The 25875-nt window shown below is 63.5% G+C and carries 25 protein-coding genes; 13 read left to right on the top strand and 12 right to left on the bottom strand.

The window, feature by feature from the left end; translation table 11 throughout:
• Positions 1 to 9: 9 nt before the first annotated feature.
• The 5 genes from QJT78_RS08460 to QJT78_RS08440 are packed head-to-tail and all read right to left on the bottom strand — an operon-like array spanning position 10 to position 4444.
• Complete coding sequence (locus QJT78_RS08460) at positions 10 to 777, bottom strand: amino acid ABC transporter ATP-binding protein (RefSeq protein ID WP_028146549.1); 768 nt, start codon at positions 775 to 777, stop codon at positions 10 to 12.
• A 40-nt stretch (positions 778 to 817) separates the two neighbouring features.
• A complete protein-coding gene (locus QJT78_RS08455; protein WP_028146548.1) occupies positions 818 to 1510 on the bottom strand; it encodes an amino acid ABC transporter permease in 693 nt (230 codons plus the stop codon).
• Complete coding sequence (locus QJT78_RS08450; RefSeq protein WP_028146547.1) at positions 1507 to 2301, bottom strand: amino acid ABC transporter permease; 795 nt, start codon at positions 2299 to 2301, stop codon at positions 1507 to 1509. Before QJT78_RS08450 ends, QJT78_RS08455 begins: the two co-directional genes overlap by 4 nt.
• 56 nt (positions 2302 to 2357) lie before the next feature.
• Positions 2358 to 3254, bottom strand: a complete 897-nt coding sequence (locus QJT78_RS08445) for an amino acid ABC transporter substrate-binding protein (RefSeq protein WP_028146546.1) — start codon at positions 3252 to 3254, stop codon at positions 2358 to 2360.
• 29 nt (positions 3255 to 3283) lie between these two features.
• Positions 3284 to 4444 (bottom strand): aminotransferase class V-fold PLP-dependent enzyme, encoded by a 1161-nt coding sequence (locus tag QJT78_RS08440; RefSeq protein ID WP_028146545.1) that lies wholly within the window; start codon positions 4442 to 4444, stop codon positions 3284 to 3286.
• Positions 4445 to 4680: 236 nt separating this feature from the next.
• Here QJT78_RS08440 and QJT78_RS08435 point away from each other — a divergent pair, with 236 nt between their 5' ends.
• The 4 genes from QJT78_RS08435 to QJT78_RS08420 all read left to right on the top strand — a co-directional run bounded on the left by QJT78_RS08435 (position 4681) and on the right by QJT78_RS08420 (position 8488).
• Positions 4681 to 5475, top strand: a complete 795-nt coding sequence (locus QJT78_RS08435; protein WP_028146544.1) for an IclR family transcriptional regulator — start codon at positions 4681 to 4683, stop codon at positions 5473 to 5475.
• Between the two features lie 379 nt (positions 5476 to 5854).
• The gene (locus tag QJT78_RS08430; protein ID WP_028146543.1) at positions 5855 to 7264 is read left to right on the top strand and encodes a pilus assembly protein TadG-related protein; all 1410 of its coding nucleotides are present in this window, start codon (positions 5855 to 5857) and stop codon (positions 7262 to 7264) included.
• A 10-nt stretch (positions 7265 to 7274) separates the two neighbouring features.
• Positions 7275 to 7835, top strand: coding sequence for a TadE/TadG family type IV pilus assembly protein (locus tag QJT78_RS08425; RefSeq protein ID WP_028146542.1), 561 nt, complete (start codon positions 7275 to 7277; stop codon positions 7833 to 7835).
• The gene (locus QJT78_RS08420; protein WP_038941957.1) at positions 7835 to 8488 is read left to right on the top strand and encodes a TadE/TadG family type IV pilus assembly protein; all 654 of its coding nucleotides are present in this window, start codon (positions 7835 to 7837) and stop codon (positions 8486 to 8488) included. The genes QJT78_RS08425 and QJT78_RS08420 overlap by 1 nt, the downstream gene beginning before the upstream one ends.
• A 117-nt stretch (positions 8489 to 8605) precedes the next feature.
• On the opposite strand, the gene QJT78_RS08415 is transcribed toward QJT78_RS08420, so the two are convergent.
• The 3 genes from QJT78_RS08415 to QJT78_RS08405 all read right to left on the bottom strand — a co-directional run bounded on the left by QJT78_RS08415 (position 8606) and on the right by QJT78_RS08405 (position 12494).
• Positions 8606 to 9406, bottom strand: coding sequence for a type 1 glutamine amidotransferase domain-containing protein (locus QJT78_RS08415; RefSeq protein WP_038941956.1), 801 nt, complete (start codon positions 9404 to 9406; stop codon positions 8606 to 8608).
• Positions 9407 to 9517: 111 nt separating this feature from the next.
• Positions 9518 to 10891, bottom strand: a complete 1374-nt coding sequence (locus QJT78_RS08410; protein WP_028146539.1) for an aldehyde dehydrogenase family protein — start codon at positions 10889 to 10891, stop codon at positions 9518 to 9520.
• A gap of 427 nt (positions 10892 to 11318) precedes the next feature.
• On the bottom strand, positions 11319 to 12494 hold the full coding sequence (locus QJT78_RS08405; RefSeq protein WP_028146538.1) for a patatin-like phospholipase family protein: 1176 nt from the start codon (positions 12492 to 12494) through the stop codon (positions 11319 to 11321).
• Positions 12495 to 12714: 220 nt separating this feature from the next.
• Between QJT78_RS08405 and QJT78_RS08400 the strand changes: the two genes are divergently transcribed.
• The 4 genes from QJT78_RS08400 to QJT78_RS08385 all read left to right on the top strand — a co-directional run bounded on the left by QJT78_RS08400 (position 12715) and on the right by QJT78_RS08385 (position 15968).
• The gene (locus tag QJT78_RS08400; RefSeq protein ID WP_028153388.1) at positions 12715 to 13497 is read left to right on the top strand and encodes an acetoacetate decarboxylase; all 783 of its coding nucleotides are present in this window, start codon (positions 12715 to 12717) and stop codon (positions 13495 to 13497) included.
• A gap of 115 nt (positions 13498 to 13612) precedes the next feature.
• Positions 13613 to 14629 carry a transporter gene (locus QJT78_RS08395; RefSeq protein ID WP_028153389.1) on the top strand — a complete coding sequence of 339 codons (1017 nt, stop codon included), beginning with the start codon at positions 13613 to 13615 and terminating at the stop codon, positions 14627 to 14629.
• Between the two features lie 21 nt (positions 14630 to 14650).
• Positions 14651 to 15736, top strand: a complete 1086-nt coding sequence (locus tag QJT78_RS08390; RefSeq protein WP_281460211.1) for a carbohydrate porin — start codon at positions 14651 to 14653, stop codon at positions 15734 to 15736.
• The gene (locus tag QJT78_RS08385) at positions 15711 to 15968 is read left to right on the top strand and encodes a carbohydrate porin (RefSeq protein WP_038952619.1); all 258 of its coding nucleotides are present in this window, start codon (positions 15711 to 15713) and stop codon (positions 15966 to 15968) included. Before QJT78_RS08390 ends, QJT78_RS08385 begins: the two co-directional genes overlap by 26 nt.
• On the opposite strand, the gene QJT78_RS08380 is transcribed toward QJT78_RS08385, so the two are convergent.
• The 3 genes from QJT78_RS08380 to QJT78_RS08370 all read right to left on the bottom strand — a co-directional run bounded on the left by QJT78_RS08380 (position 15965) and on the right by QJT78_RS08370 (position 19629).
• Positions 15965 to 17260 (bottom strand): MFS transporter, encoded by a 1296-nt coding sequence (locus QJT78_RS08380; protein WP_028153390.1) that lies wholly within the window; start codon positions 17258 to 17260, stop codon positions 15965 to 15967. The two genes, QJT78_RS08385 and QJT78_RS08380, sit on opposite strands and share 4 nt — an antisense overlap.
• A gap of 113 nt (positions 17261 to 17373) precedes the next feature.
• Positions 17374 to 18570, bottom strand: a complete 1197-nt coding sequence (locus QJT78_RS08375) for an acetyl-CoA C-acyltransferase (RefSeq protein WP_028153391.1) — start codon at positions 18568 to 18570, stop codon at positions 17374 to 17376.
• Between the two features lie 288 nt (positions 18571 to 18858).
• Entirely contained in the window at positions 18859 to 19629 is a 771-nt protein-coding gene (locus QJT78_RS08370) for an enoyl-CoA hydratase (RefSeq protein WP_038941954.1), read from the bottom strand.
• Between the two features lie 154 nt (positions 19630 to 19783).
• Between QJT78_RS08370 and QJT78_RS08365 the strand changes: the two genes are divergently transcribed.
• Positions 19784 to 20314: a PaaI family thioesterase gene (locus tag QJT78_RS08365; RefSeq protein ID WP_028153392.1), complete on the top strand. Its 531-nt coding sequence runs from the start codon at positions 19784 to 19786 to the stop codon at positions 20312 to 20314.
• A gap of 69 nt (positions 20315 to 20383) precedes the next feature.
• Entirely contained in the window at positions 20384 to 21004 is a 621-nt protein-coding gene (locus tag QJT78_RS08360; RefSeq protein ID WP_028153393.1) for a TetR/AcrR family transcriptional regulator, read from the top strand.
• Positions 21005 to 21114: 110 nt separating this feature from the next.
• On the opposite strand, the gene QJT78_RS08355 is transcribed toward QJT78_RS08360, so the two are convergent.
• Complete coding sequence (locus QJT78_RS08355) at positions 21115 to 22023, bottom strand: LysR family transcriptional regulator (protein ID WP_038941953.1); 909 nt, start codon at positions 22021 to 22023, stop codon at positions 21115 to 21117.
• 101 nt (positions 22024 to 22124) lie between these two features.
• Between QJT78_RS08355 and QJT78_RS08350 the strand changes: the two genes are divergently transcribed.
• The 3 genes from QJT78_RS08350 to QJT78_RS08340 are packed head-to-tail and all read left to right on the top strand — an operon-like array spanning position 22125 to position 25853.
• The gene (locus QJT78_RS08350) at positions 22125 to 23621 is read left to right on the top strand and encodes a CoA-acylating methylmalonate-semialdehyde dehydrogenase (RefSeq protein WP_028153395.1); all 1497 of its coding nucleotides are present in this window, start codon (positions 22125 to 22127) and stop codon (positions 23619 to 23621) included.
• Positions 23622 to 23643: 22 nt separating this feature from the next.
• Positions 23644 to 24789 (top strand): isobutyryl-CoA dehydrogenase, encoded by a 1146-nt coding sequence (locus tag QJT78_RS08345; protein ID WP_028153396.1) that lies wholly within the window; start codon positions 23644 to 23646, stop codon positions 24787 to 24789.
• The gene (locus QJT78_RS08340) at positions 24786 to 25853 is read left to right on the top strand and encodes an enoyl-CoA hydratase/isomerase family protein (protein ID WP_028153397.1); all 1068 of its coding nucleotides are present in this window, start codon (positions 24786 to 24788) and stop codon (positions 25851 to 25853) included. Before QJT78_RS08345 ends, QJT78_RS08340 begins: the two co-directional genes overlap by 4 nt.
• Positions 25854 to 25875 lie beyond the last annotated feature (22 nt).

The raw sequence follows: 25875 nt of genomic DNA, 5'->3' as shown, positions 1-25875 counted from the left end.
AGCGGGATCCTAGTGGATGATCTGGTTCAGGAAACCCTTCGCCCGTTCCGTGCGCGGAGCCCGGAAGAATGTCTCCGGATCCGCTTCCTCCACGATGCTTCCGCGATCCATGAAGACGACCCGATCGGCGACCTCGCGGGCGAACCCCATCTCGTGCGTCACGCAGACCATCGTCATTCCGTCTCGCGCCAGCTCGACCATGGTGTCCAGCACTTCCTTGACCATCTCGGGGTCGAGAGCGGACGTCGGTTCGTCGAACAGCATGATCTTGGGCTGCATGCACAGCGCCCGCGCGATGGCGACGCGTTGCTGCTGGCCACCCGACAATTGCGCGGGATACTTGTCCGCCTGATCCTGGATGCGGACCTTCCGCAGCAGGCCGAGTGCGCGATCGCGCGCTTCCGCTTGCGAGATGCCGCGAACCTTGATCGGAGCCAGCATGCAGTTCTCGGCAACCGAGAGGTGCGGAAAGAGGTTGAAGCTCTGAAAGACCATCCCGACCTCGCAGCGCACGCTGTTGATGTCGGCCATGCGGTTGCTCAATTCGACACCGTCGACGACGATCCTGCCGCCGTCGTGTTTCTCGATATGGTTGATGCACCGGATGAGCGTCGACTTGCCGGAGCCCGAGGGACCGCACAGGACGATCTTCTCGCCCTTGCCGACCCTGAGATTGACGTCGTTCAGCGCATTGAATGCACCGAATCGCTTCATCACGTTCTCGACGAGGACGATTGCACCGGGTTGCGAGGCATTGCTGACAGTCTCTTGAGGCATGTTCGTCTCCCAAATACGAGGCCGTTTGGTATCCCGATGATCATCGTGCCGTCGCAAGGCCATATCGCTTGCGAAGGGTGGCGACGCACTGGGAAGCCGCCGAGCTGATGGCGAGGTAGGCCACCGCGACGACGAGGTACATCTCGACGAGACGTCCATTGAGCTGTGCGAGCTTGGAAGCCGCGCCCAGAAGATCCGTCAACGACAGCACGTAGACGAGAGACGTGTCCTGAAACAGGATGATCGTCTGGCTCAGGATGATCGGACTCGCCACGCGAAGGACTTGCGGCAGGACGACATGGCGGTAGGTGTCGTAGGTCGACAGCGCGAGCGCCTGGCAGGCCTCGAACTGCCCCTTGTTCACGGCTCGCAGCCCGACGCGGATGATCTCGGAGTAGTAGGCGGCTTCAAACAAGCCAAAGGTGATGAACGCCGTGTACGTCGCTCCGATCGGAATCGGGCGGCCGTTGCCGCTCAGGTGCCCAAGCACGATCGGCACCAGGAAGAAGAACCAGAAGAGGACCAGGATCAACGGGATCGACCGGATGATCGCAACGTAGCCGCGGACGATCTGCGCGAACACCGGGACCTCGAAGTGCTGTACCAGCGCAAGACAGGTTCCGAGGACCATGCCGATGGCGAATGCGGCCGCCGTGAGCGAAAGCGCGAAGAGCAGGCCCGACCAGAGATAAGGCCACGACTGCGCGACGATCGAGAAATCGAGGGTATTCATTTCACGGTCTCCATGGCGCCCGGCAGAGCGCTGCCTTGCTGCATGTCGGCGGCGAGGTCCTGTTCAGCAGTGAGCTTCACCGGGGCGCTACCCGGAATCCTGACGGCCTTGTCGATGAGCGTCATGATCTGATACGCAACCAGCGCCAGGCAAAGATAGATGATCGTCGCCGCGCCGAATGCCGAGAATGTCTGGAACGTTGCCTCGCTGATCTGGCGCGCCTGTGCGGTGAGCTCCATCAAGCCGATCGTGAGTGCCACGGACGTGTTCTTGTATATTCCCATCACCTCGCTGGTGAGGCTCGGCACGATCAGGCGCAAAGCCTGCGGCACGACGACGTATCGATAGGTGAGGTAGCCGCTGAGACCGAGAGCGTTGGCGGCCTCGATCTGCCCCTTCGGAAGCGCTTCGATGCCGGCCCGGACCTGCTCTGCTATTCGAGACGCCGTGTAGAGTCCGAGGCAAAGGAGAGCCGGGAAGAACGATGCCCAAGGCGGCGGCATCTGCTTGATGGCGTTTCCGAGCGCGGTCGGCACCACCTCCGGAAAAACGAAGTACCAGAGGAACATCTGCACCAGGACAGGGATGTTTCGGAATATCTCGACGTAGAGCCTAGCCGGAATCGACACAAAACGATTCTGGACCGTGCGGCCCACGCCGACGAACACGCCGATGCCGAAGGCGATCCACCAGCCGAAGAAGGCCAGAGCCAGGGTCCAACCGAGACCCGACAGAAGCCAGTCGATATAGCGCTGGCCGTCTGCCGCCTGTTCAAAAAGCACTCCGAACATCGCGAGCCTCCGGGTTGCAGGTGCGGACGAGGATGACTTTCGATCAGCTCCGTCAATCAGTCGACGGCATCGCTGGGATGTGCGATCCGCCCCATCAACTCGTCTGTGAGCGGGAATGCGAGGTTCTCACCCTTGGGCGGGATCGGCCTGGTGAACCATTTCGCGTAGGTCTTCTCGAATTGGCCGGATGCCATCTGCTTGGAGAGAACGTCGTCGACGAGCCTCTTGAAGCCGGCATCGCCCTTGGTGAACATCAGCCCATAGTAGATCTTCGCGTAACCCTCGGAAAGGAACAGGAGCGTGTCCGGATTCGGCGCCGCAGCCTTGAGCCCGGCGAGAAGGATATCGTCCTCCATGAAGGCGACGGCACGGCCGGTGTTCAGCATGAGGAAAGATTCCGCATGGTCCTTGGCCTGGACGATGTTGAGGCCGAGCTGCTCCTTGACGTTGACGCTCTGCGCGAAACCTACCGCGTTGGAGCCTTGCGTGGCGACAACCGTCTTGCCTTTCAGGTCGCCGGCGGTCTTCACGCCACTGGCGGCCTTGACGAGCCAGCGCGGCTGGCTGACGAACGTTGCGACCGAGAACGAGACCTGTTCCTGCCGCTTCTTGTCGTTGGCGGTGCCACCGCATTCGATGTCGACAGTCCCGCTCTGGATCAGGGGAATCCGGTTCGAGGAGTTTACCGGCGTGTAGTTGACCTTCAGACCGGGCAACTTCAGCTCATCCTTGATGCGATCGACGATCGCCGCGCAGAGATCGAGCGAGAAGCCGATCGGCTTCTGATCCGGCCCGAGGTACGAGAACGGTATCGAAGCCTCACGGTAGCCGATCGTGATCGAGCCGCTGGATTTGATCTTGTCGAGCGTCGGGCTGTCGGCTGCCGCGGACGGGCCTGCGCTGACAGCGAGGAGCGCCGGGAGAAGTCCCAATAGCTGAACGAGCTTCTTCATGGTTCTTGCCTTCCGATCGTTTGTCAAACTCAAGCTGCGACGGACGGGCGTCCGAGCCCTCGCCGGCGGATGACGTCGATCAGGCGATCGATGTCGGTGGCAGTGTTGAACATGCCGAGCGAGATGCGAATGCCATCTCGTTCGGGCGACACGCGCACGCCGTTCTCCTCGAAATGGCCGAGCCAGTCTGCAGCGGGCAGGGCGATGACATAGATGTGCGGAGCGCGATGCTTGCGCTCGCGCGGACCAACGAGGCGGACGCCCAGCTCGTCCAGGCGTGCAATCAGGTGATCGCCGAGATCGAAGCAGTGGTTCTGGATATTCTGCACCCCGATCTGCTCGATCATGTCGAGCGAAGCACCGAGGGCGTGGACTGCGGGCAGGTTGAAGTTGCCCAGCTCGAAGCGCCTGGCGGCCGGCGAGGGCGCCATCCTGTCGGCACGCGCGATGAGATCGCTCGGGATCTCGGCGAGGCTCGCAGCCGCCAGATAGGCCGGCTCGAGCTCTTTGAGCGTCTGGTCCCAATAGAGCAGCCCGAGCCCTTGCGGAACCAGTAATCCCTTGTGGCTGCCGGAGCCGATGAAGCTTGCGCCGATCGCCTTGGCGTTAACAGGCACGACTCCGATGGCCTGCATCACGTCCACCACGAAGTGGAGCTTGTTCCTGACGCACAGCGCGCCGACGCTCTCGATGTCAAAGCGGTGACCGGCGTGAAAAGTCACATGCGACATCGAGATCGCGCGCGTCCTGTCGTCAATAAAGGGAGCAAAGCTGTCGGCGTCGACGACGTCCGTCATTGGGATGAAGCGGACCTCGACGCCTTTCCGTTGCAGATTGAGGAACGCGTAGGCGTTGTTCGGATGATCGCCGTGGATCATCAGGACGTTGTCGCCGGCCTGCAGCGGCAGTGCGTTTGCCGCAATGTTCATGCTTTCCGACGTGTTTTTCGTGAAGGCAATTTCATCCGCCGTCACACCGAGAAAGCGGGCGACCTTGGCACGGGTCTGCTCGACCCGATCGAGCCAGATGCTCTTCGGACCGGCTGTCTCGAAGCCCTCGCGAAGGAAAAGCTCGATCGCGGCCTTCACGGGACGTGCGAGCGGCGTTTGAAACCCGGAATCCAGATAAACCATCCGTTCGACGGCGGGGAATTCCTTCCTCACGGCGTCCACGTCGTAATGACGAGACATGCACATCTCCTGTTGAGCGCGCCGGCAGAACTTGGCTCCCAGCCAAGCGGCGGAGCGCGATTTTCGGAACGGCGAGACCGCACTGCACAATTTCTGGTCAATCGCCGGTGACGCCAAGAATATGAGCTTTCAGGATTTCGACAATCGATTATATCGAATTTCAATATATTTTATTCCGAAAAATGATAATGATTGGCGTTGATCTTGATTTCACTCCCAGTTTTGGCCGGTGGGACATGACGAAGCGAATTGAGAAGGAAGGACCCTTGGATCGTGCTTTCGCGATCGTTCGGCATGTTGCCGACCAGCGCAAAGCCGTCTCAGCCGCGGAGATCGCAAAGGCTCTTTCGCTGCCGCTTCCAACGGCACACAGGTTGATCGGAAACCTCGAAGACCGCGGACTGCTTCAGAAGGCGTTGGGGACCAAGCGGTACGTTGTGGGCAACCAGCTCGTCACACTGTCCGCCACCGTCATCGGCGCTGCGTTTCGCACTGCGCGGCGGCACGCGGTGCTTCGGGCGGTCGCGGGAGAAATCGGCGAACAGTGTGAGATCGGCGTCGTACGCGACAACGTCGTTGCCTATGTCGACAGCGTTCGCGTTTCGGAGCCGCAAGGTCTTCAGTTCAATCCGGGGGAAGCGGCGCCGTTACACTGCACGTCGACCGGAAAGATCTATATGAGCAGACTGCCCGAGCGGATCCGGGCGAAGCTGTGCCGCGCGCTACCCCTGACCAAATTCACCGAAACGACGATCGTCGACGTCCACGCGCTGATGAAGGTTCTCGAGGAGACGCGACAACGCGGCTGGGCCAAGACAAACGAAGAGTACGTCAAGGGGGTGGTGGGGTGCGCCGTCCCCATTCTGTCGCCGGATCGGGAATTGATCGCTTGCCTCGGCGTCTCTGTACCGGTGGCCCGCGTGAGCTTCGCCGAACTGGACCGGTTCATCGCGCCGCTTCAAAAGGCCGCCGCTCTGCTATCCGGGACCATTCTGCAAGTTGAAGACGACGATGGCGCGGATGCCCAATGATGGCATGATGCCTTGGCGTCGGCGCCATAGTCGCCACTAACTAGACCGACGTGCCTGCTGCGCGGTGATGCTGCGCAGCCCACCGGACGCACGCGCCAGCGCCGGCGTTAGGCCGCATCGACCTCACCGGAGGCCGCTTACCCCTCAATCTCTGCGATCGCGTTTAACCGACGTTAATGATGTCTTCTCGATATGGAACATCCCACTCCGTTGCACTCCCTGTTTGTGGATTGCCCGTAAGTGTTGATTAAGAACGCCATATCCATATTCCAGCCTGCGATTGGCGGGCTGACCGGCAGCGGTCATCTCACCGGTTGCCCCGATCAAGAGACTTTAGGAATTGCTCTCTGCCGCCACGACGGCAATCAGGATGAAGGTCATGCTCCGCCGGGTAGTGCTCCGTTTCGCAAGAGACCGGAAGGCCAACATCGCCGTTATCTTCGCCCTCACGATGGTCCCGATCATCTTCCTCCTGGGCATGACGCTCGACTACACGCAAGCCGTCCGCAAGCGGGGGCAATTGGACGCCGCCGCCGACGCGGCCGCGATCGCAGCCGTGAGGCCGGCGATGCTGACCCAGAGCGACAAGACCGTCGTCCAGGCGACCGCCGCAGCCGTCTTTGCAGCGAAGGCGAATCTTCCCGGTCTCACGGCGACGCCGACGCCGACGATCACCGTCACGGATTCCGGCCTCGCGCGAACCATCACGGTTTCCTACACCGCGAAGTCCGTCAACAATTTCCCCAGCGTTCTCGGCAAGCAGACCTGGGACGTCGCCGGCTCCGCGACGGCGAAGGCGTCGAGCGCGCCCAACATGAATTTCTTTCTGCTGATGGATGACTCGCCGTCCATGGGGATCGGCGCGACCACGACCGACATCAGCAATCTCATCAAGTACACCGCCCCCGCGTACCAGACGGCAACCGCTTCGCAGAATTGCGGCTTCGCCTGTCATCAAACCAATATCGCTCACGACGGCGGGACCAAGGATAACCTCGCGATCGCACGACAAAGAAACATCGCCTTGCGGATCGATCTCGTGACCAGTGCCGTCAACCAGTTGCTCAATACATGGTCGAACTGCCCGCAGTCGGGCATTTCGGGGGGCGTCATGCAGTGCATGTCAGCATTGAACAACACCACCTACAAAGCGGCGCTCTATACGTTCGACCTGAGCCTGAACGAATTGGCCAAGCTGGCCACCCCGAGCCTCGCCGGAGGCCAGGTTTCCAACATCTCGCTGATGCCGGTCGCCTACCAGAACTGTGTCGTTGTGACAACCAACTGCAAGACCGACAACGGCACAAATATCGCCGGCGCGCTTAAAAGCATCAACGACATCATGCCCACTCCCGGGCTTGGCAGCAACGCGCAGGGAGATACGCCGCAGGAAGTGGTATTCCTTGTCACCGACGGCGTCGAAGACAAGATCTCCGCGACTTGCCCCAACGCGACCTTCGCCTCCAACAGTCGATGCCAGCAGCCGCTCGACACCGCGATGTGCACGACCATCAAGAACCGGGGCATCAAGATCGCGGTTCTCTACACGGAGTATCTGCAACTTATCGCCAATGCCGCTACCGGTATCCAGAAAACGGATCAATGGTACATGAGCTGGATCGACAAGTATAACCAGCCTACTTCCTCAACCGGCCAGATCGCGCAAAACCTCCAGGCGTGTGCTTCGCCTGGTTTCTATTCCCACGTTCAAACTGGCGGCGATATTTCCGCGGCGCTGACGGACCTCTTCATCAAGGTCGCGTCAAGCACTGCCAGCCTCGTGCAGTAGAGAAAGCGCCATGACTGGTCCAAAGGCTACAACGAGAAAGAGGCGCGGCGGTCGCTGCGCAACTTTCGCCCGGGACAGCAGAGGAGCCACGGCCGTCGAATTCGCACTCGTCGCCGCGCCGTTCCTCGCCCTCATCATCGCGCTCGTCCAGACGTTTCTGGTTTTCTTTGCCCAGCAGATGCTTGAATCCGTGGTGCGCCAGTCGGCGCGCCTCGTCTTGACCGGGCAGGTTCAGTCGGCGCAGATGAACCAGGCGGTTTTCAAGCAGAAGGTCTGCGATCAGATCGTGATCTTGTTCAATTGCAGCGGCCTGATGATCGACATGCAGGTCGCAACGTCCTGGTCTTCCGCGAACACGGCGACGCCCACGCTGACCTTCGACGGCTCGGGCAAAGTGACCAATACCTGGCAGTACGATCCGGGCGATTCCGGCGATATCGTCGTTCTCCGCGTCATGTATGTCTGGCCGGTCGTGCTTGGGCCGCTCGGCTTCAATCTCTCGAACCTTAGCAATGGCAACCGGCTGCTCATGTCGTCCGCCGCGTTCCAGAACGAGCCAGGAGCTTCCTGATGATCACCGCCCTGTCGTCTCGCGCTCGGCAGATGTTGACCGATGTACGCGCCGTTGCAGCGACGGAGTTCGCCATCGTGACGCCGTTCATGCTGGTGCTCTATGTCGGCGGCGTCGAGCTCGGCAACGGGCTCGCCATGAACGTCAAGGTCAGCGCGACCGCGCACAGCGTTGCCGACATGGTCTCGCAGAACACGGCCGTCACGTCGACCCAGATGGACGGCATTCTCGCGGCAGCGAGCGCCATCATGGCTCCCTATCCCATCAAGAACGGCAGCACCTCGCTGATGACGATCACGGTCTCCGAGGTCTCGACCGACAGCAACGGCAACGCGACGGTGCAATGGAGCAAGTCGACCAGTACGTCGGGGGCGAGGGCCGCCGGTCAGCAGATGACCTTGTCGTCCTTTACCGCGCCGGGCGGTACCAGCAATGCCAACATCTCGCTCATCCTGAGCGAGGTGTCCTACGACTACGCGCCCAACCTCGGCTTCACGATCGCCGGCACGGTGAAGCTGTCCGACAGCTATTACCTGTTCCCCCGCTGCTCGACGAACAGCCCGGCCACATTGAGCCCTCCGTACTACGACGTGAAATATCCGGCGACGAAGACCTGCACCTGCGTGCAGCACTTGCAGCAGAAGTCCTGTTAGTTTCACGGAACGCGGCCGAATGAAGCCGGATGCCGCTGAGGCAGGCTTCTGTCCCGATTTCCTCCCGGCCCCTGTGCGCAGTTGCGCACGAGGCCGGGATGACATTGGGGTGAACGCTTACGCCGCCACAGTGGCGCGGTCGAGCGCTGCGATCAGCTTTGCCGCGATGGGATGGTCGGACCGCGGATTCTGGCCGGTGATCAGCTCGCGGTCCTCGACGACGTAAGGCTCGAAGTCGACGGCGCTTCTGCTGACCTCGGCACCCGCAGCTCCCAGCGCGTCCGGCATGGTGAAGTAGATCTTGCCGTGCAGGAACTGCTCCTCGATCGGTATCTCTTCCGAGGCGGTGAACACCGTCATCTTGTATCCCGCATATTGCCAGCCCTTGCCCAGCTCCGCGACCTTGGCCTTGTCGCCGGCGATCAGGGCGGCGCGATAGGCCTTGGCGTCGGGCAGGGCGGCCAGCGTCGCGATCGGTCCGTGGCAGAGCAGGGCCGTCGGCTTCTTGCGTTCATGGAAGTAGCTCAGGATATTGCCGAGCTCGGCATCCTGCATGAGGTCGACGACCGGACCCTGTCCGCCGGGAACGAAAATGGCGGCATATTGATCCAGTCCTCCGTCCACGATCGCGTGCAACGTATGGACGTTGGTCATCGCCGGGTCCTTGTCGAAGAAGTCGCGTCCCCGCCGGTAGGCTTCCTCGTCGCCGCCGAAATGGGCCGCATGATCGGAGGCCGGATCGATGTATGGTTGCTTGCCGTTCGGCGTCGCCAGCACCACCTCGTAGCCGGCATCGATCACGGCCATTGCCGGCACGACGGTTTCATTGAGGTATTGGCCGGTCGGTCCGGTGCCGCCGCCCTGGATTTCGATACGGGTGGCATTGGAGCCGACAACGAGAACTTTTCCCTTGGACATGGTGTCTCCTGATTGTTGATTCATGACTGGCCGGCGGCACCCTCGATCGCGGCAAGGGCTGTCCGGGCCACTTCTTCGTCCTGCTCCACCGAGCCTGCGCTTGTTCGGCGATTACCTGAACACGATCATCTTCTCCGCCGTCATCTCGTGCATCGTGTAGGGAATGCCGCCGACGCCATGGCCGGACACGCGGCGGCCCGCGAACGGCATCCAGTCGGTGCGGAAGGCAGTGGGGTCGTTGATCATCACCGCCGCCGCGTCGAGGCGCTCCGCCGCATCGAGCGCGACCGCGAGATCGCGCGTGAAGATGGCGGACTGGAATGAGACCGGAAGCGAGTTGGCTTCCGCGATCGCGTCGTCGATGCGATCGAACGGATAGACGCAGGTCACCGGCCCGAACACCTCCAGCGTGGAAACCTTGGCATCGCGCGGCGGCGAGATCAGGATCGATGGCTTGAGCGTGGTCTCGCTCAACCGGCCGCCCCCGATCTGTCGTGTCCCGGCCGAAACCGCCTCATTGATCCAGCCTTCGACACGCGCAACCTCCTGCGGCGTAATCAGCGGTCCCACCTCTGTCTCGGGGAGCGTCGGGTCTCCCACCTTCAGGGCCTCGACCCTGGCCGCGAAGCGGTCGACGAACTGCTTCTGAAGCGCGGAATGCACATAGATGCGCTGGACCGACACGCAGACTTGCCCCGCGTGGTAATAGCCGCCCTTGGCGATCGGCTCGATGATCTTTTCGAGGTCGGCGCTGCGGTCGACGATGAGGGGCGCGACACCGCCGTGCTCGAGGGCGCAGCGTGCACCGGGGGTGATGACCGATCGCAGATGCCAGCCGACGCGCGCCGAGCCGATGAAGCTCAGGAAGGCGACGCGCGGGTCGGTCGCGAATTTTTCAGGCAGGCTATGATCCTCCGGGAGGAACGTCTGCACCCAGCCTTCGGGCATGCCGGCTTCGTGGACGAGCTTCACGAGCTCGACGCAGCACAGGGGCGTTGTGCCAGCCGGCTTGACGATGACAGGGCAACCCGTCGCGATCGCCGGTGCGACCTGGTGAACGATCAGGTTGAGGGGATGATTGAAGGCCGAGATCGCCGCGACAATGCCGATGGGTTCCTTGATGGTCCACGCCCGGCGGCCATCGCTTGCGGGCGTCAGGCCCATCGGGACCTCGACCCCGCCACGGGTCCGCAAAAAATCCGCTGCCGAGCGGATGCCGTCGATCGCCCGATCCGTCTCGATCAGCGCATCCGTGAGCGGCTTGCCGCCTTCGCGCGCGATCAGGATACCAAAATCCTGCCGCTTCGCCGAGACCAGATCGGCGAGCCTGTTGAGAATGGCGATCCGCTGATGCGGCTTCAGCCAGGCCTTTCGGTCCGCGAACAGCTTTCGCGCGGTCTCGAACTTTGCCTCCAGCGCGGCGGCGTCGTCACTGGCGAGCTCGGTGATCTCTTTTCGGTCGAAGGCCTGTACAATCTTGATCATCATTTTCTCCACGCCGTGTTGTGCTCTTCGCCTGGCGTCCACTATGGCATGGGGCGCGGTGTGGCCAATGTCGCGGATTGGCGCTGAGCGGATCCGTCGTGCGATTTGGCAATCGAAGTTCGCTCCCGCGCAAAAGCTGCACCGAGGCTGCGCACTGCGCGCACGCTAATTTCGCCGAGGACAGATGGTCAAGCCGAAGAGATCGACCGGTATCTTGTTTGTGATGACATCGAGACCGCGAGGCCGATACTTTGCGTCACGTCATCGAAGGTCAAAATGGATGGGAGGCTACGATAGTATCATGCTCCTGTTTTGCCCGACGGGTCAAGTTTCCTTCGGTAAAACGTAAGTCATTGATCCGCCATGCCCCGGCTACCGTGCATGGGGTTGTTTTCGCAGTTTTGTTTGGAGCAGCGCGCGCGGCGCTTTACGCGCTCTCCGTCTCCCGGTGCACGTCGTGCACCACGAGGCCCATGCCTTCGTCCGGCATCTTGATCCAGTCGCGGCGCTTCAGCGTGCGCTTGGTGTCCTCGTAGCCGCTTGTCCAGTGCTCGCGCATCGAGGTCCCCGAGAACTCATGGTCCTTGGCGTCGCCCTCATAGGCCTTCTGCTGGTAGATCAGGTGCAGGATCGCGATCTCCGGCATGCGTCGCAGGCTCGACTTGAGCTGGCGATCCTCGTCGGAGAGTTGCTCGTCCGGGATTTTCGCCAGCGCCTTGTAGAGCAGGACCTTGAGGTTGTGCGTGCGGCGGTAGACGTCGGTGTTGTGGCGCGTGCGCGAGGAATACATGATGTCCTTGTGGCGGGCCATCACGTCCTGGATCGAGCGCGGCAGCACGCCCCGCGCGCTGAACAGATCGACCTGGAACACCAGCGAATTGAGCGCATCCTCCTGGTCGAGCAGATGCTGGAGCGGCGTGTTGGAGACGATGCCGCCGTCCCAGAAATGATCGGTGCCGATCCGCACCATCGGCAGCGCCGGGGGCAGGGCGCCGGAGGCCATGATGTGCTCCGGCTCGATCTCGTCATGGGAATTGTCGAAATAGATGAAATTGCCCGAGAGCACGTTGACCGCGCCGACCGCGAAGCGGACCTTCTTCTCGTTGATGAGGTCGAAGTCGACGAGCTCCAGCAGGCTCTCCTTCAGCGGCATCGTGTCGTAATAGCTGGTGGCGGTGCGCGCGCCGACCGGGCTGAACCAGGGATTGACCTGGTGCGGGGTGAAGAAGCCGGGCTGGCCCATCGCCGACGTCATCCACGCACTGGTGAGATTGCGCCACTGGCGGAAGATGTCGCCGTCGGGCGTGTAATGCCAGATCTTGCGATTGGTGATGCGCTCCCAGAAGATGCGCAGCGCTTCCAGCCGCTTCTCCGGCTTGTTGCCGGCGATGATGGCGGAATTGATTGCACCGATCGAGACGCCGCAGACCCAGTCGGGCTCGATGCCGGCCTCGTGCAGCGCCTGGTAGACGCCGGCCTGGTAGGCGCCGAGCGCGCCGCCTCCTTGCAGCACCAGCGCGACGCGGTCGCAGCGTTCGGGGCGCCAGCCCCGTGCGGGAGGCTGATGCGACTGATGAGCCGGTTGCGACGTGCGGGCGTCCATGGTTGCCTCCTAGCGTGGACCAAACGATTGCGTCCGGCAGTGACGGTGTGATGACAATTTCAGCGCCGATGCGTCGTCTGCATGCAGGCCGACCGCAGCGGGAATGGCGGGAGGTCGTGCGCCTGACGGAAATCCTTCACATCGCAGTCAATGACGGCGGCTAGCAATTTGCGGTCCAGGCCTGACGCCGCCGGGCGGGCATCACACACAGGAGATCAGGATGCGCAGGGAAGACGTGCTGAGACTTCCGTCCATGCCGGCGGCGGGGCCGAGCTATCCGGCCGGGCCCTATCGCTTCGTCAACCGCGAATTCCTCGTCATCACCTACGAGACCGATCCGGAGCTGATCCGCGCCGGCCTGCCTGAGCCGCTGGAGCCGATCGACCAGCCGATCGTGCATTACGAATGGATCAAGATGCCGGACTCCTCAGGCTTCGGCAGCTACACCGAATCCGGCCTCGTCATTCCCGCGCGCCTCAACGGCGAGGAGGTCAATTTCGTCTCGCAGATGTATCTGGATGATGATCCGCCGATCGCGGCGGGCCGCGAGATCTGGGGCTTTCCCAAGAAATACGCCCATCCCAAGCTCGAGATCGTCAAGGATACGCTGACGGGCACGCTGGAATATGCCGGCCAGCTCGTCGCAATGGGTACGATGGGCTACAAGCACGAGAGCATGGCCGGCAACGGCGATCGCACCCGTGCGACGCTGTCGAAGACACAGATCAATCTCAAGATGATCCCCGGCGTCGACGGCCGTCTCGAAGTCTGTCAGCTCGTCGCGATCAACCTCATCGACATCGTGCCGAAGGGCTCCTGGATGGGGCCCGGCCGGCTGCATCTGGTGCCGCACGTCAACGCGCCGGTCGCGGATTTCCCGGTTCGCCGCTGCCTGGGTGCGCACCACTACATCGCCGATCTCACGCTGCCGTTCGGCCGCGTCGTCCACGACTACGTCAAGGAGGCCGAGGCGGTGGCCGCGACGGGGCTGGCCGCGGAGTAGGGCGGCATCATCATCAAACTGCAACAAAGCCGTAATTGAGTACCCGTGAGAGGTCCGGAAGATGCCGTCAGCCATCTTCCGGAAGCGGGGCATTTGTTGACGGTTGGGGTTGGCCATGGCTGAGCCGGCGAAGCTTGTCAGCGCGATATCGGATTCCGTGCCCGCCATTCCCGGCCTGGTCTGGGCGTTCCGGCTGCACGGCGACGGCAGTGCCGAGGCGCTGCCGATCGACCAGCCGATCGAGTTCAGCCATGACGGCCGGCTCTGGCTGCATTTCAACCTGACCGATGCGCGCGCGCGGCCCTGGATCGCAGCTTCACAGCTGCCGCCGCTCGCGCGCGACCTCCTGCTGTCCAACGACACTTTCCAGCAGCTTCACGTCATCGACCACTGCGTCTACGGCGTCTTCTCCGATCTCGTGCGCGACATCGACAGCGCGACGGAAGAGACCGCGTTCCTGCGTTTCGCGATGACCGAGCATCTTCTCGTCAGCGGCCGGCATCAGGCGCTGTGCTCGGCCGATGCGACGCGCCGCGTGCTCGAAGGCGGCTACCGCGTCGACAACGTCGCCCATCTCCTGGAAAAGATCGTCGACGAGGTCGCCGACACGCTGGACCGGATGGCGGACAAGCTCGGCCAGGAGATCGACGACATCGAGGAACGGATTTTGGCCGACGACGCCAAGCCGGAGATGCGCCGCAATCTCGGCCGGCTGCGCCGGACCTGCGTCAGGTTGCATCGCCAGCTCACCGGCCTGCGCGTGCTGTTCCACCGCCTCGATCAGAAGAACACCGATCATCTCACGCCGGCCTTGCGCATTCACGCCGGCAAGCTGGCGCAGCGGCTGGACGGGCTCGATCACGACATCGTCGAGCTCCGCGAACGCAGCCGCCTGCTCGAGGAGGAGCTGCGATTCAAGAACGAGGAGGAGAGCAACCACCACCTCCACACGCTCTCCATCGTGACCTCGCTGCTGCTGCCGCCGACCTTGATCACGGGCATCTTCGGCATGAACACCAAGGGCCTGCCGCTCACCGACGTCGAGAGCGGATTTCTCTGGGCGGCGCTCCTGATGGCCTCGTCGGTCGGCGCGGCCTATCTGTTCATGCGACGCACGGGTATCTTCAGGTAGCGTACGCAGCCGGTATCAGCCGTGATCGGGACGTCCTACAGATTTCCGCTGCGAAATGCGGCCGCGATAGTGCTGGCCTCAACGGTGGCGAGCACCGGCGCGCTCGCCGGCGCCAAGGACGAAAGCGCGGCCGCATGGCTGGCGCCAAAATGGTTCAACGAATGGCATGACGGGCTCGCCAACAAGGGCCTGAATTTCGGCGCCACCTATATCGCCGACAACATCGCCAACGTCTCCGGCGGCGTGAAGCGTGGCGCCATCCATTTCGGGCGCCTCGATCTCTCGGTCGATGCCGATCTCGACAAGCTCGTCGGCTGGACCGGCGGCCGCTTCTACGCCAATGCGTTCGTGATCTACGGCCAGGGGCTGAGCCGCAACTACGTGATGAACCTCGCCACCATCAGCGAGATCGAGGCACTGCCGGACCAGCGGCTCTACAACGCCTATTTTGAGCAGAGCTTCTTTGGCGACCGCCTGAACATCAGGGCCGGCCAGCAGGCCGCCGACGTCGAGTTCTTCGACAGCCAGACCGACGACCTCTTCATCAACGGCACCTTCGGCTGGCCCGCGATCAAGGCGAGCAATCTTCCCGCCGGGGGCCCGGCACCGCCGATCGCTGTGCCCGGCATCCGCATCAAGGCGGCGCTGACCGAGAACATCACTGCGTTCGGTGCGGTGTTCAACGGCGATCCGTCAGGTCCGGGCGAGGCGGATCCGCAGCTGCGCGACCATCATGGCCTGGCGTTTCGCGTCAACGATCCGCCGTGGGTGATCGGGCAGGTCCGCTTCAACTACGACATCGATATCGGCGGCCGGCCGCTCGCCGGCAATTTCACGCCGGGCGCCTGGAAGCACTACGGCTCGTTCGACAGCCAGCGTTTTACGGCCGAGGGGCTCTCGATCGCCGATCCCGGCGGAAGCGGTGTGCCTGCAAGACTTCGCGGCAATTACGGTATCTTCGCCGTCATCGAGCAGGTGCTCTATCGCCCACCGGAGGTGAAGGACAACAGCACGTCAGCCTCGATCCCGGGCGTCACCGCGTTCGGCCGCATTGCCTCGCTTCGGCGTGGCAATGGCCTACATGCGGATTTCAAACACCGCGCGTAATCTTGATCTCGATACGCAGGCCTTCACCGGCATCCAGAGCCCGGTGCGCAGCAAGGAGACGCTGATCGAGATGATCTACGAGGCGCATATCAAGCCGGGCTGGCTGATCGCGCCTTACTTCCAATATGTGTTCCGCCCCTCCGGCGGCATCCCCAACCCGAACGATCCGACCGGCGTTTCGCGGATCGGTGACGCCGCAGTCTTCGGCGTCACCACCACGATCAGGTACTAGGCCATTGCCGCCTTCGGCTCGGCCTTAGGTTGCCGCGACAGCGCCAGCACGATCAGCGAGGCGAACACGCAGAGCGCGCCGGCGATGAAGAACGCGGGCAGGTAGCTCTCATAGACCGTCCGCGAGAAACCGGCGCCGAACGCCGCGGTGCCTGCGCCGAGCTGATGGCCGGCAAAGATCCAGCCGAACACCAGATTGGCGCGCTCGGGCCCGAACTTCTGCGCGGTGAGCCGCACCGTCGGCGGCACCGTGGCGATCCAGTCGAGGCCGTAGAACATCGCGAAGATCGATAGCCCGTAGAACGAGAAGTCGCTGAAGGGCAGGAAGATCAGCGAGAGCCCGCGCAGGCCGTAGTACCAGAACAGGAGGTAGCGGTTGTCGTAGCGGTCCGACAGCCAGCCCGACATGATGGTGCCGAAGAAGTCGAAGATGCCCATCGCGGCAAGCAGGCTAGCGGCCTGCACCTGCGGGATGCCGAAATCGAGGCACATCGGGATCAGGTGGACCTGGACGAGGCCATTGGTCGACGCGCCGCAGACGAAGAAGGTCGCAAACAGGATCCAGAACGCGCGCGACTTCGAGGCGTCGCGCAGCGTGCCGAGCGCTACGCCCGTGATCGAGCCATGGCTGACCGGCGGGGCCGGCAGGGGCTCGGTGCCTTCGTCGCCAAATGGGCGCAGGCCGACATCGCTCGGCCGGTCGCGCATCGCAAGGAGAACCGCCACGGCGGAGACGCCGAGCGCAATGCAGACGAAGCCGAGCGCGAGCCGCCAGCCGTAACGTTCGGTCAGGCTTGCGAGCAGCGGCAGGAATACGAGCTGGCCCGTGGCGACGCTCGCGGTCATGATGCCGACGACGAGGCCGCGCCGCGCGGCGAACCAGCGTGTCGCTATGGTGGCGCCCAGCACCAGCGCGGTCATGCCGGTGCCGATGCCGATCACGACGCCCCACAGCAACACGAGCTGCCAGACTTGCGTCATGCCGAGCGAAGCCACGAGCGCCGAGACGACGATGAGCTGGGCGGTCAGCGTGACGTTGCGCAGGCCGTAGCGATTGAGCAGGGCGGCCGCGAACGGCGCCATCAGCCCGAACAGGATGAAGCGGATCGACAGCGCGGAGGAAATCTGCGCCGTGCTCCAGCCGAACTCGTGCTGAAGCGGGACGATGAACACGCCGGGCGCACCGACCGTGCCGGCGCTGATCAGCGCAGTGAGGAAGGTCACGCCGACCATCACCCAGCCGTAGTGGATATTGCGGCGGCCGAGTGTCGCCGCGAGCCAGTTCGAGATCATTGGGCCTCAATGTTTGATGGGCAGGCTTCGAAACACCTGCACGAGCTTGCAGAATGGCACGGGACGTGTCTGTCGAAAATGACAGAGTTCCCTCATTTTCGGACGTATCTTGGTCAGTGCGTCAGACGCTCCACGGCGATGGCCGTGGCTTCACCGCCGCCAATGCAGAGTGCCGCAACGCCGCGCTTGAGGTTTTGCGCCTCGAGCGCGTGCAGCAGCGTCACGATCAGCCGCGCGCCGGTGGCACCGATGGGATGGCCAAGCGCGCAGGCGCCGCCGTTGATGTTCAGCTTGTCGCGGGGGATGCCGAGATCGCGCTGCGCCGCCATCGCCACTACGGCGAAGGCCTCGTTGATCTCGAACAGGTCGACGTCGCCGGCGCTCCAGCCGACCTTGTCGAGGAGCTTGCGGATCGCCGGGATCGGTGCCGTCGTGAACCATTGCGGCTCCTGGCTGTGGGTGGCGTGCCCCTTGATCTCGGCAATTGCCGGCAGGCCGTTGCGATCCGCGAGCGAGCGCTTCGTCAGCACCAGCGCGGCGGCGCCGTCGGCATTGGCGGAGGAGGCGGCCGGCGTGATGGTGCCGTTGGCGCGGAACGCCGGCTTCAATCCGGGGATTTTCGCAGGATCGACCTTCAGCGGATGCTCGTCATTGGCGATGATGCGCGGGCCTGCTTTCTCGGTCAGCGTAATCGGCGCGATCTCGGCCTTGAATGCGCCGCCCTCGACCGCCTTGCGCGCGCGGCTCAGCGTCTCCATCGCATAGGCATCCTGGTCCTTGCGGGTGAACTGATAGGCTTCCGCGGTGGCCTCGCCGAAATCGCCCATGGAGCGGCCGGTCTCATAGGCATCCTCCAGCCCGTCCATCATCATGTGGTCGATGATGCGGTCGTGGCCGGCGCGATAGCCGCCGCGTGCCTTGGCGAGGAGATAGGGCGCGTTGCTCATGCTCTCCATGCCGCCGGAAACGACGATCTCGGCCGAGCCCGCGCGGATGATGTCGTGCGCCAGCATGGTCGCCTTCATGCCGGAGCCGCAGACCTTGTTGACCGTGGTCGCGCCCGCGGCGTCGGGCAGGCCGGCCGTGCGTGCCGCCTGGCGAGCCGGCGCCTGGCCTTGTCCGGCCGGCAGCACACAGCCCATGAAAACCTCATCCACCTTCTCGGGCGCAAGCTTGGCGCGCTCCAGTGCGGCATTGATCACATGCGATCCGAGCTTGTGTGCCGCCAGCGGCGACAATTCGCCCATGAAGCGGCCGAGCGGGGTGCGGGCGGCGGAGACGATGACGACGGGATCGGCGGCTTCGGCCATGATGAAACTCCCAGCGATGACGGGAAAGATTATGGTCATCATATGATGCGGCGCAAAAAATGCAACCGCGGCCGGCATGAGAAATTGTCGTGGTTCGGATGAGATTTGGTCGTTCGATTGGAGGAGGGGTGCGGCTTGGGCTGCGGCTAGGGGGCGGTAGCCGCCACACCAAACACTGTCATCGCCCGCGAAGGCGGGCGATCCAGTACTCCGGGACAGCTGTGATGAATCGAGGGGCCGCGGCGTACTGGATGCCCCGCCTTCGCGGGGCATGACACTGTCTTTGGACTACCGCTTCCTGTTCACGAACGCCTGCATCAGTCGCGTCGGCTCGTCCGTCAGGAACGATTCGCCGAACACCTTGACGCTGAGATTTACCGACTCCGTCAGCGGCAGTTCCTCCCATTGCCGCAGCAGCGCCTTTTGCGAGCGCAGCGCCTCGGGGCCGCATTCGAGTAACGCCTTCACAACGTGTTCGACCTCGGCATCCAATCCGCCCTCCGGCGCGACCTTGTCCACTAGCCCCCAGGCCAGCGCGGTCGGCGCGTCGATGTTCTCCGCCGTCATCACCAGCCAGCGCGCGCGGGCCCAGCCGATCAGGCGCGGCAGCAGGGCGGCATGGATCACCGAGGGGATGCCGACGCGGACCTCCGGCATGCCGAAATGTGCATCATGTGCCGCGATCCGGAAGTCGCAGGCGGCGGCGACTTCGAGGCCGCCTCCGAGGCACCAGCCCGGCATTCGCGCGATCACGGGGGCCGGGAATTGGCGCACGGCTTCGCAGAGATCGCGCAGGCGGCTGATGAAGGCTTCGGCTGACTTCTGGTCGAGCTTGGCCATCTCCTTGATGTCGGCGCCGCCGATCATGCTCTTCTCGCTCTGCCCGCGCAGCACCACGACGCGGATGCTGCGGTCAGTCGCGAGGGTCTGCAGGCCTTCGCGCACGGCATCGGTGACGGGTGAGCCCAGAATGTTGAGCGAGCCGGCGTTGCAGATCGCGACATGAACGACGCCGCGCGCATCGCGCGTCACGCCGCAGTGATTGTTGAGCATTTCCATCGGGGCATCTCGGAGGTTTCGTGGACATGCGCGAGGCGCGCGGGTCGGGATCACTTCGGTGCCGAAACGCTCTGCTTGTCAAGCGGGTGGGGGACGGAGTTGCCATGGCGAAGTTCGTGACATAGTATGACATTCGTCATACAAAGAGACCGCCATGACCTGTAACGATCAACTCGACCTGTTTTCGCCCGCGCAGCGGCGTGAGCGCGTGGTGGACTGGCAGGTGCCTGCGCCGGTTACAAAAGTAGCGATGGGGCTTTCAGGCATGGACGCGATGCTGGGAATCCGCGACGGCCGGTTGCCACCGCCGCCCTTCGCAAAATTGATCGGTTTCAACATGGCCGTGGTCGAGCCGGGCCGGATCGTGATGGAACTGGAGCCGCGCGAGGATCTCGAAAATACCATCGGCCTCCTGCACGGCGCGACCGCTGCGGCGCTGATCGATACCGCCATGGGCTGCGCCATCTCGACGCGGCTGGAGGCCGGGCAGTCGTCAGTGACGCTCGACCTGAAAATGACCTTCCTGCGCCCGCTGTCGGTCCGTTCCGGGTTGATCTCGGCCGAAGGCAAGATCATCAAGCTGGGACGCCAGACCAGCTACACCGAGGGCTTTGTCCGCGACGGCAAGGGCGCGCTCGCAGTCCATGCAACTGCAACCTTTTCCATGATCGGCGCGACAACTTAACATGAATTAATGCACCGCCTGGTCCATTTCTGTGTTATGAGATGATCTCCGACATTCAATGAGACCCGCATGCGCTATTCCCGGGAACACAAGCAGGAAACCCACGACCGAATCGTGAAGAAGGCTTCCGTGCGGCTGCGCGAAAAAGGCGCCCACGGCATCGGCGTCGCCGACCTCATGAAGGAGGCGGGCCTGACCCATGGCGGCTTCTACGCGCATTTCGATTCGCGCGAGGCGCTGGTGATCGAGGCCTTTGCCTACGCCATGGACCGCTCGATGGAGCACTGGCGCAAGCAGTCCGATCAGGTCGCGCCCGAAAAGCAACTGACCCAGATCGTCGAGACCTATCTTTCGGCGCTGCATCGGGACAATCCCGGCCACGGCTGCTCGATTCCCGCGCTCGGCGCCGAGATCGCCCGCGAGAGCCCGAAGACGCGCAAGGCCTTTGCCGGAAAGCTCGACGAGATGGTCGAGATGATGACCGATTTCATCCCCAACCTGCCGCGCAAGGCCGCGCGCAAGCAGGCGATCGCGACGCTGGCCACGATGGCCGGCACCATGCTGCTGGCGCGCATCGCAGGATCGAGCGAACTGTCGGACGAGGTGCTCAAGGCCGGCAAGGACAGCGCGCTCGATGGCGCGAAACGCGAGCCGAAGGTGACGGCGGCGAAGAAGGCGAAGCAGAACTGAGATGCGGTAGGGTGGGCAAAGGCGCTCCAGCGCCGTGCCCACCATCTCTCCACGCTCTGCAAGAGACATGGTGGGCACGCTTTCGCTTTGCCCACCCTACGAGACCGTCGTTACCGCCCCGCAAACAACGCCCGCTCGCGCTCCACGATCTCGCCGATGTAATCGGCCACCGCGCGGATCCGCGCGAGATCCTTGCTGTCCGCGTGCATCAGCATCCAGAACGTCCGCGTGATTGATATCTCCTCCGGCAGCACCGCCACCAGCTGCGGGTAGTCGCTCGCCATGAAATGCGGGAGCACGGCGATGCCGAAGCCTGCGAGCGTGGAATTGAGCTGCGCGATCAGATTGGCGCTGCGGAAGCGCGCCGAAATCCGCGGCGATACTTGCGGGAGGTAATCGAGCTCGGGCGTGAACAGGAGCTCCTCGATATAGCCGACGAAGCGATGCTGCGGCAGGTCCTGCCGCGAGCTGATCTTCGGGAAGCGGTCGAGATAGGCCGGCGCCGCATAAAGCCCGAGGCGGTAGTCCAGGAGCTTGCGGCCGACGATGCGGCCTTCCTTCGGCATGGTCAGGCTGATCGCGATATCCGCCTCGCGCTTGGAGAGACTGAACAGCCGCGCGGTGGCCACAAGTTGCAGATCGAGGTCGGGGTAGCGGTCGGCGAACGGCGCCAGCCGCGGCGCCAGGAAGGCGGTGCCGAACCCGTCGGGCGCGCCGATCCGCACCGTTCCGGTCAGCCGTGCCACCGAGCCGCCGACCTGCTCCTGGTTGGCGACAATGGTCGATTCCATGGCTTCCGCGCTGTCGGCGACGCGCTGGCCGGCCTCGGTGAGGAGATAGCCGGTCTTGCGCCGGTCAAACAGCTTCGCCGAGAGGTGTCTCTCCAGCCGGTCGACACGGCGGATCACGGTGGCGTGGTCCACTCCGAGCTGTTTAGCCGCAGCCGAAACCGAGCCGCCCCGCACGATGGCCAGCACGAAGCGGAAGTCGTCCCAGTCGATGCTACCTTGATCCAGCATTTTCGCACATCTATGGTGCATTATCTCAGACTTGAATCCTATAAAATGCAGGTCGATAGGATTTGTCAAAGCGTTCACGCTCGACCTCAGGAGATCATTCCATGCGTTCAATCGGACATTTCATCGGTGGCAAGGAGGTCAAGGGCACCTCAGGCCGGACGGCGGACGTTTTCGAGCCGATGACCGGTGACGTCCAGGCCAAGGTGGCGCTGGCGTCCAAGGCCGAGGTCCGCGCCGCCGTGGAGAACGCCCGTGCCGCCCAGCCGGAATGGGCCGCGACCAACCCGCAGCGCCGCGCCCGCGTCATGATGAAGTTCGTGGAGCTGGTGCAGCGCGACTACGACAAGCTCGCCGAGCTGCTCGCGCGTGAGCATGGCAAGACCGTGCCGGACGCCAAGGGCGACATTCAGCGCGGCCTCGAAGTCGCGGAGTTCGCCTGCGGCATCCCGCATCTGATGAAGGGCGAATACACCGAAGGCGCCGGCCCCGGCATCGACATCTATTCCATGCGCCAGCCGCTCGGCGTCGTCGCCGGCATCACGCCGTTCAATTTCCCGGCGATGATCCCGATGTGGAAGTTCGCCCCAGCCATCGCCTGCGGCAACGCCTTCATCCTGAAGCCGTCCGAGCGCGACCCCGGCGTGCCGATGCTGCTCGCCGAGCTGATGATCGAGGCGGGCCTGCCGGCCGGCATCCTCAACGTCGTCAACGGCGACAAGGAAGCGGTCGACGCCATCCTGGACGATCCCGACATCAAGGCCATCGGCTTCGTCGGCTCCACGCCGATCGCGCAATACATCTACGAGCGCGCCGCCCAGACCGGCAAGCGCTGCCAGTGCTTTGGCGGCGCCAAGAACCACGCCATCATCATGCCCGACGCGGACATGGACCAAGCGGTCGACGCGCTGATTGGTGCGGGCTACGGCTCGGCCGGCGAGCGCTGCATGGCCGTCTCCGTCGCCGTTCCCGTCGGCAAGTCCACCGCCGACCGGCTGATGGAAAAGCTGATCCCGCGCGTCGAGTCGCTCAAGATCGGCACCTCGATCGATCCGTCCGCCGACTACGGTCCGCTGGTCACGCGCGAGGCGGTCGAGAAGGTCAAGAGCTACATCGACATCGGCATCAAGGAAGGCGCGACGCTCGCCGTCGACGGCCGCGGCTTCAAGATGCAGGGCTACGAGAAGGGCTTTTATCTCGGCGGTTCGCTGTTCGACAACGTCACCAAGGACATGCGGATCTACAAGGAAGAGATCTTTGGTCCCGTGCTCTCGGTCGTGCGCGCGCACGACTACAAGGAAGCGCTGGCGCTGCCGTCGGACCATGACTACGGCAACGGCGTCGCCATCTTCACCCGCGACGGCGATGCCGCGCGCGACTTCGCGGCCAAGGTCAATGTCGGCATGGTCGGCGTCAACGTGCCGATCCCGGTGCCGATCGCCTATTACACCTTCGGCGGCTGGAAGAAATCGGGCTTCGGCGATCTCAACCAGCACGGCCCGGACTCGGTGCGCTTCTACACCAAGACCAAGACGGTGACCTCGCGCTGGCCGTCCGGCGTCAAGGAAGGTGCGGAGTTCTCGATCCCGCTGATGAAGTAACCCTCTCAAGAGCGAGGCCGGGATGCAGTTCGCTCTGAACGAGGATCAGGTCGCGGTTCGCGACATGGCGTTGGCGTTTGCGGCCGAGAAGATCGCGCCGCACGCGTTGCGTTGGGACGAGGAGAAGCATTTCCCCGTCGACGTGATGCGCGAGGCGGCGACCCTCGGCATGGGCGGCATCTACATCCGCGAAGATGTTGGTGGTTCCGCCATGACGCGGTTCGACGCGGCGCTGATCTTCGAGGCGCTGGCGACGGGCTGTGCGACCACCTCGGCCTTCATCTCCATCCACAACATGGCGTCCTGGATGATCGATGCCTTCGGCAGCGACACCCAGCGCCACAAATGGCTGCCGAAACTCTGCTCGATGGAGCTGATCGCGAGCTACTGCCTGACCGAGCCGGGCGCCGGCTCCGATGCGGCAGCGCTCCGCACCCGCGCCGTGCGCGAGGACGACCATTATGTCCTCAACGGCCAGAAGCAGTTCATCTCAGGTGCCGGCGGCACTGACCTTTTGGTCGCGATGGTGCGCACCGGCGGCGATGGCCCCGGCGGCATCTCGACGCTCGTGATCGACGGCAAGACGCCGGGCGTCTCCTACGGCGCCAATGAGCGCAAGATGGGCTGGAATGCGCAGCCAACCCGCGCCGTGATGTTCGAGAACGCGCGCGTGCCGGTCGCGAACCGGCTGGGCGAGGAGGGCATCGGCTTCAAGATCGCGATGGCCGGCCTTGACGGTGGCCGCCTCAACATCACCGCATGCTCGCTCGGCGGCGCGCAGACCGCGCTCGACAAGGCGCGCACCTACATGAAGGAGCGCAAGGCTTTCGGAAAACGTCTCGACGAATTCCAGGCATTGCAATTCCGGCTCGCCGACATGGCGATCGAGCTCGAGGCCGCGCGCACCTTCCTGTGGCGCGCAGCGGCCGCGCTCGACCGCAAGGACCCCGATGCCACCATGCTCTGCGCCATGGCAAAGCGCTTCGGCACCGATGTCGGCTTCGAGGTCGCCAACCAGGCGCTCCAGCTTCACGGCGGCTATGGCTATCTCAGCGAATACGGCATCGAGAAGATCGTGCGCGATCTGCGCGTGCACCAGATCCTCGAAGGCACCAATGAAATCATGCGGCTCATCGTGGCGCGCAAATTGATCGAGGGCGCGCGATGAGTTCAGTGGAGGAGGGCGATCTGGTCGCCCGCGTCGAGGGCGCAGCCGGGGTGATCCGGCTCAACCGTCCGAAGGCGATCAATGCCGTGACGCTGGAGATGTTTCGCGACATCGAAAAGGCGCTCGACCGCTTCGAGGCCGATCCGGCCGTCGCCGTGATCCTGCTCGAGGGTGCCGGCGAGCGCGGCCTGTGTGCCGGCGGCGATATCCGCACGCTCTGGGAAAGCTCGAAGGTCAATGGTGACCTCGGCAAGGTCCTGTGGCGCGAGGAATACATCCTCAACGCCCGGATCAAGAGGTTTCCGAAACCCTATGTCGCGTTCATGGACGGCATTGTGATGGGCGGTGGCGTCGGGCTCTCCGCCCATGCCAGCCACCGCGTCGTCACCGACCGTACCAGGCTTGCGATGCCCGAGGTCGGGCTCGGCTTCTTCCCGGATGTCGGCGGCACCTTTCTGTTGTCGCGCTCGCCGGGGGAGATCGGCACGTATTTCGGCCTGACCGGCCAGACCATGAACGGGCCCGATGCGATCCACGCGAAGTTCGCCGATGCTGTCGTGCCGGCAGTGAAATTGCCGGAACTGCGCGAGGCTCTGACAGTGGCTTGTTCCGGCGCGACCGCGGCCGATGTCAGCAAGCTCATCAACGGTTTTGCGACCGGTGAGACTGCGGGACCGGTCGCCGCGAAAGAGCCTGTTATCGACGCGCTGTTCGGTTTCGACCGCATGGAGGACATCGTCGCTGCGCTCAAGCGCGACGGCTCCGAGTTCGCGCAGGCGACGCTGAAGACGCTCAACGAGAAATCGCCGCGCGGCATGGTGGTGACGTTGAAGCTGCTGCGGCTCGCGCGCACTGCATCGAGCCTGGAAGAGTGCCTGGTGCGCGAATATCGCGCTGCGCTGGAGGTCTTTCGCAGCGACGATTTCCGCGAAGGCGTGCGCGCGGCCGTGATCAACAAGGACCGCAATCCGACCTGGTCGCCGCCGCGCATCGAGGACGTGACGCCGGCGATGATTGCGCCGTATTTCGCCGAGATCGGCGCCGACGAACTGAAGTTCAACTAATCAACGAAACGTCTAGCGGAGG

It is taken from the genome of Bradyrhizobium sp. Mp27 (assembly GCF_029953005.1).
Lineage (GTDB): Bacteria > Pseudomonadota > Alphaproteobacteria > Rhizobiales > Xanthobacteraceae > Bradyrhizobium > Bradyrhizobium barranii.
This window is presented reverse-complemented; position numbering and strand designations above follow the sequence as displayed.

Excerpts from the sequence above, each read along its gene's own strand:
- QJT78_RS08430 (WP_028146543.1), top strand. The coding sequence starts at position 5,855 with ATGCTCCGCCGGGTAGTGCTCCGTTTCGCAAGAGACCGGAAGGCCAAC.
- QJT78_RS08435 (WP_028146544.1), top strand. The coding sequence starts at position 4,681 with ATGACGAAGCGAATTGAGAAGGAAGGACCCTTGGATCGTGCTTTCGCG.
- QJT78_RS08340 (WP_028153397.1), top strand. The coding sequence starts at position 24,786 with ATGAGTTCAGTGGAGGAGGGCGATCTGGTCGCCCGCGTCGAGGGCGCA.
- QJT78_RS08410 (WP_028146539.1), bottom strand. The coding sequence starts at position 10,891 with ATGATCAAGATTGTACAGGCCTTCGACCGAAAAGAGATCACCGAGCTC.
- QJT78_RS08385 (WP_038952619.1), top strand. The coding sequence starts at position 15,711 with ATGCGGATTTCAAACACCGCGCGTAATCTTGATCTCGATACGCAGGCC.
- QJT78_RS08405 (WP_028146538.1), bottom strand. The coding sequence starts at position 12,494 with ATGGACGCCCGCACGTCGCAACCGGCTCATCAGTCGCATCAGCCTCCC.
- QJT78_RS08395 (WP_028153389.1), top strand. The coding sequence starts at position 13,613 with ATGGCTGAGCCGGCGAAGCTTGTCAGCGCGATATCGGATTCCGTGCCC.
- QJT78_RS08450 (WP_028146547.1), bottom strand. The coding sequence starts at position 2,301 with ATGTTCGGAGTGCTTTTTGAACAGGCGGCAGACGGCCAGCGCTATATC.
- QJT78_RS08380 (WP_028153390.1), bottom strand. The coding sequence starts at position 17,260 with ATGATCTCGAACTGGCTCGCGGCGACACTCGGCCGCCGCAATATCCAC.
- QJT78_RS08415 (WP_038941956.1), bottom strand. The coding sequence starts at position 9,406 with ATGTCCAAGGGAAAAGTTCTCGTTGTCGGCTCCAATGCCACCCGTATC.
- QJT78_RS08460 (WP_028146549.1), bottom strand. The coding sequence starts at position 777 with ATGCCTCAAGAGACTGTCAGCAATGCCTCGCAACCCGGTGCAATCGTC.
- QJT78_RS08360 (WP_028153393.1), top strand. The coding sequence starts at position 20,384 with ATGCGCTATTCCCGGGAACACAAGCAGGAAACCCACGACCGAATCGTG.
- QJT78_RS08355 (WP_038941953.1), bottom strand. The coding sequence starts at position 22,023 with ATGCTGGATCAAGGTAGCATCGACTGGGACGACTTCCGCTTCGTGCTG.
- QJT78_RS08345 (WP_028153396.1), top strand. The coding sequence starts at position 23,644 with ATGCAGTTCGCTCTGAACGAGGATCAGGTCGCGGTTCGCGACATGGCG.
- QJT78_RS08350 (WP_028153395.1), top strand. The coding sequence starts at position 22,125 with ATGCGTTCAATCGGACATTTCATCGGTGGCAAGGAGGTCAAGGGCACC.
- QJT78_RS08440 (WP_028146545.1), bottom strand. The coding sequence starts at position 4,444 with ATGTCTCGTCATTACGACGTGGACGCCGTGAGGAAGGAATTCCCCGCC.
- QJT78_RS08455 (WP_028146548.1), bottom strand. The coding sequence starts at position 1,510 with ATGAATACCCTCGATTTCTCGATCGTCGCGCAGTCGTGGCCTTATCTC.
- QJT78_RS08365 (WP_028153392.1), top strand. The coding sequence starts at position 19,784 with ATGACCTGTAACGATCAACTCGACCTGTTTTCGCCCGCGCAGCGGCGT.
- QJT78_RS08375 (WP_028153391.1), bottom strand. The coding sequence starts at position 18,570 with ATGGCCGAAGCCGCCGATCCCGTCGTCATCGTCTCCGCCGCCCGCACC.
- QJT78_RS08445 (WP_028146546.1), bottom strand. The coding sequence starts at position 3,254 with ATGAAGAAGCTCGTTCAGCTATTGGGACTTCTCCCGGCGCTCCTCGCT.
- QJT78_RS08370 (WP_038941954.1), bottom strand. The coding sequence starts at position 19,629 with ATGGAAATGCTCAACAATCACTGCGGCGTGACGCGCGATGCGCGCGGC.
- QJT78_RS08420 (WP_038941957.1), top strand. The coding sequence starts at position 7,835 with ATGATCACCGCCCTGTCGTCTCGCGCTCGGCAGATGTTGACCGATGTA.
- QJT78_RS08400 (WP_028153388.1), top strand. The coding sequence starts at position 12,715 with ATGCGCAGGGAAGACGTGCTGAGACTTCCGTCCATGCCGGCGGCGGGG.
- QJT78_RS08425 (WP_028146542.1), top strand. The coding sequence starts at position 7,275 with ATGACTGGTCCAAAGGCTACAACGAGAAAGAGGCGCGGCGGTCGCTGC.